Source organism: Variovorax sp. P4_D9, assembly GCF_056401695.1.
On record NZ_JBFUIU010001047.1, the window covers coordinates 1 to 2,649 of the forward strand.

Genomic DNA, 2,649 nt, shown 5'->3' on the forward strand with positions numbered 1-2,649 from the left:
AACAGGAGCAGCAACTCCGTGATCGCATACGAACAGGAGCAGCAACTCCGTGATCGCATACGCACCTCAGGTCACTTGAAGAACCATCGCGAGACGCTGCCTGACGCCTAACATCCCAACTCTCAATTGTGAGGAGTGCTTTATGAAGCCACCATCACAATGCCGATCCGTCGCATGCGCTTGCCGGCGACGGCAAAGCGCTGATTGAACCACTGGCTCAACTGGCTGGCCGGCTGGAAGCGGAGCCAACTCCACGCGAGTTCGACCATCAGCCATCGACGTGGGTGATCCGGCGGCCGAGATCGCGTCTTATGCCGAGGCGGGGAAGTTCGATCTTCTGATCATGGGCTCGCATGGCGAAGGTGCCTTGAAGAACCTGCTGCTCGGCTCGGTGGCGGCCAAGGTCCTGGCACGCTGCACCGTGCCGGTCCTTCTGGTGCGAAGTGAAGGACACAACCGGTCCGACTCGAAGTCATAGAGCGCCTTTCTTTGCCCCTGAACGCGGGAAAAAGAGTATCCCAGGGTGTTCACGGGCGACTCTTCGGACCGGCGCGTTCCGGAAGAAAAGTCCGAACGAAGTCCAGCGACGACACGACACCCGCGATTTCATCGCGGCCCGTGACGACCACGTGATGGACCCCCCGTTCCACCATCAGCGCCGCCACCAGGGCAATCGGCGTTTCGATATCCACCACGATCGGCTTGTATGTACACATCTGCCATGCACGCGTGGCGGCGGCGTCACGCGCCTGTGCATGGAAGCTGACGATGTCCGTGGCGCTGATGACGCCGACGGCTTCGCCCCTCGAGGGCTCGAGGACGGGGATCCAGCTCAGGTGATTGCTGACGAGCAATGCTTCGACCTGCGCTACTGTGTCGTCCATGCCTACGCTCAGGACGGTTGGTTGCATCAGGGATGAGATCAGTTGGCTCATGGATTCGCACGCTGGAAATTGATTGGACGTGTGGGGAACGCTAAATCCGCCGGCTCGGCCGAGGTTTGATCGTGCGCAAGCGAAACTCCGAGCGCTCTCGATTGACGTAGACATCATCTGTCATTGCGCTGTATCAAGGTGTCGGCCTTGTCGCTGCGCGATGCTTTCCTTTCGTTGTCGTCAGCCCGCTTTTTCGGATGCGGCGACGTGAATGAGAAGAACCCCATGACTACTCAACCCTGGCAGCATGCGTTCTGGTGGTGGGGCCCATCGGCCGGTGCTCAGTCGCGCGGAGAGCTCTTGTACGCAACGCACTGTATTGCCTGTCATACGACGCAAGTGCACTGGCGAGACCGGAGACTTGCCACGGACTGGAACAGCCTCCAGGCGCAAGTGGTGCGCTGGCAAGCCGCAGGATCGTTGAATTGGAGCCAGGAAGACATCGTTGCTGTCACACAGCACCTCAACGATCGCTTCTACGGATTCAAGTCGCCCTCTGCTCCGCCCATGGTCTTGGCGCCGACGGGGACCGAGTCCCTGATCGCCGTATGGAGAAGTGGGCACAGCTCAACCTGGGAGCGGTGATTGTCGCGATCGCGTTGATCGTGATTGCGTGGGACTATTGGGACCAGGCTCGCAGCATCGAAATGGTTCCCTACAGCGCTTTCGAGGCCCACTTGAGGAAAGGAGAAATCGCAGAGGTCACGGTCGGCGATTCGATCATCACCGGGCGCCTGAGGGTTCCCGAGAGCGGCGGCAAGCAGATCGTGATGGCGACCATCGTGGAGCCGCAGATGGCCGAGCGTCTCGCGGCCTTTGGCGTTCCTTACCAGCGGGTGCGCAGCTCGAACTGGCTGCAGGGCCTTCTCTCCTGGGTTCTTCCCGCCCTGTTGATCTTTGGCCTGTGGAGCTTTGTTCTTCGGCGTGGGGGCGGTGGCGGGCTGCTGGGCATCGGGAAGAGCAAGGCGAAGATCTACATGGAGAAGACCACCGGCGTTCGCTTCGACGACGTCGCCGGTGTCGACGAGGCGAAGTCCGAACTGCAGGAGATCATCGACTTCCTCAAGAATCCAAGGGAACACGGACGGTTAGGCGCGCGCGTTCCCAAGGAAGTGTTGCTGATGGGTCCTACCGGCACCGGCAAGACGCTGTTGGTGCGTGCGGTGGCTGGCGAGGCCGGCGTGGCCTTCTTCTCGATCAGCGGTTCGGAGTTCATCGAGATGTTCGTCGGCGTCGGTGCGGCACGGGTGCGCGACCTCTTCGAGCAGGCCCGCGCGAACGCGCCCGCCATCATCTTCATCGACGAGTTGGATGCGCTCGGCAGGGCCCGTACGGCCTTCCCGATGGCGGGTGGGCAGGACGAGCGCGAGCAGACGCTCAATCAGCTGCTGGTGGAGCTCGACGGCTTCGATCCGAGCGTGGGCGTCGTGCTGCTCGCCGCCACCAACCGGCCCGAGACACTGGACCCCAGCGCTGCTGCGCGCTGGGCGCGGAATGCGCGAAGCAGGCCACCGTCCATCCGCAGGGCGAGCAGGCCGAGATAGACCTGCGGCGCCAACCGCCGGTTGAGTCGCATCTCCTACCGGGCATTGCGTTCACGCGCCTCGACCGAGGAAAAGTCCAGGAAGGGATAGCGCACCGCCTTCTTCAGTTTCAGCACTTGCCGCTCGCCGATCAGGACCCAGGACATGTGGGTCTCCATGCGGCGCACAGC

General features: G+C 62.0%; 1 protein-coding gene and 3 pseudogenes. 2 read left to right on the forward strand and 2 right to left on the reverse strand.

Annotated elements, in window-relative coordinates; all coding sequences use genetic code 11:
- Window positions 1–146: 146 nt before the first annotated feature.
- Window positions 147–278, reverse strand: a pseudogene (locus AC1DY5_RS50645) (IS110 family RNA-guided transposase); the annotation flags it as partial.
- Between the two features lie 2 nt (window positions 279–280).
- Here AC1DY5_RS50645 and AC1DY5_RS50650 point away from each other — a divergent pair.
- Window positions 281–478 (forward strand): annotated as a pseudogene (locus AC1DY5_RS50650) (universal stress protein); the annotation flags it as partial.
- A 49-nt stretch (window positions 479–527) separates the two neighbouring features.
- Here the strand turns inward: AC1DY5_RS50650 and AC1DY5_RS50655 are convergent.
- Window positions 528–935: a CBS domain-containing protein gene (locus AC1DY5_RS50655; RefSeq protein WP_478121853.1), complete on the reverse strand. Its 408-nt coding sequence runs from the start codon at window positions 933–935 to the stop codon at window positions 528–530.
- Window positions 936–1,483: 548 nt separating this feature from the next.
- Between AC1DY5_RS50655 and AC1DY5_RS50660 the strand changes: the two are divergent.
- A pseudogene (locus AC1DY5_RS50660) lies at window positions 1,484–2,438 on the forward strand (ATP-dependent metallopeptidase FtsH/Yme1/Tma family protein); the annotation flags it as partial.
- Window positions 2,439–2,649 lie beyond the last annotated feature (211 nt).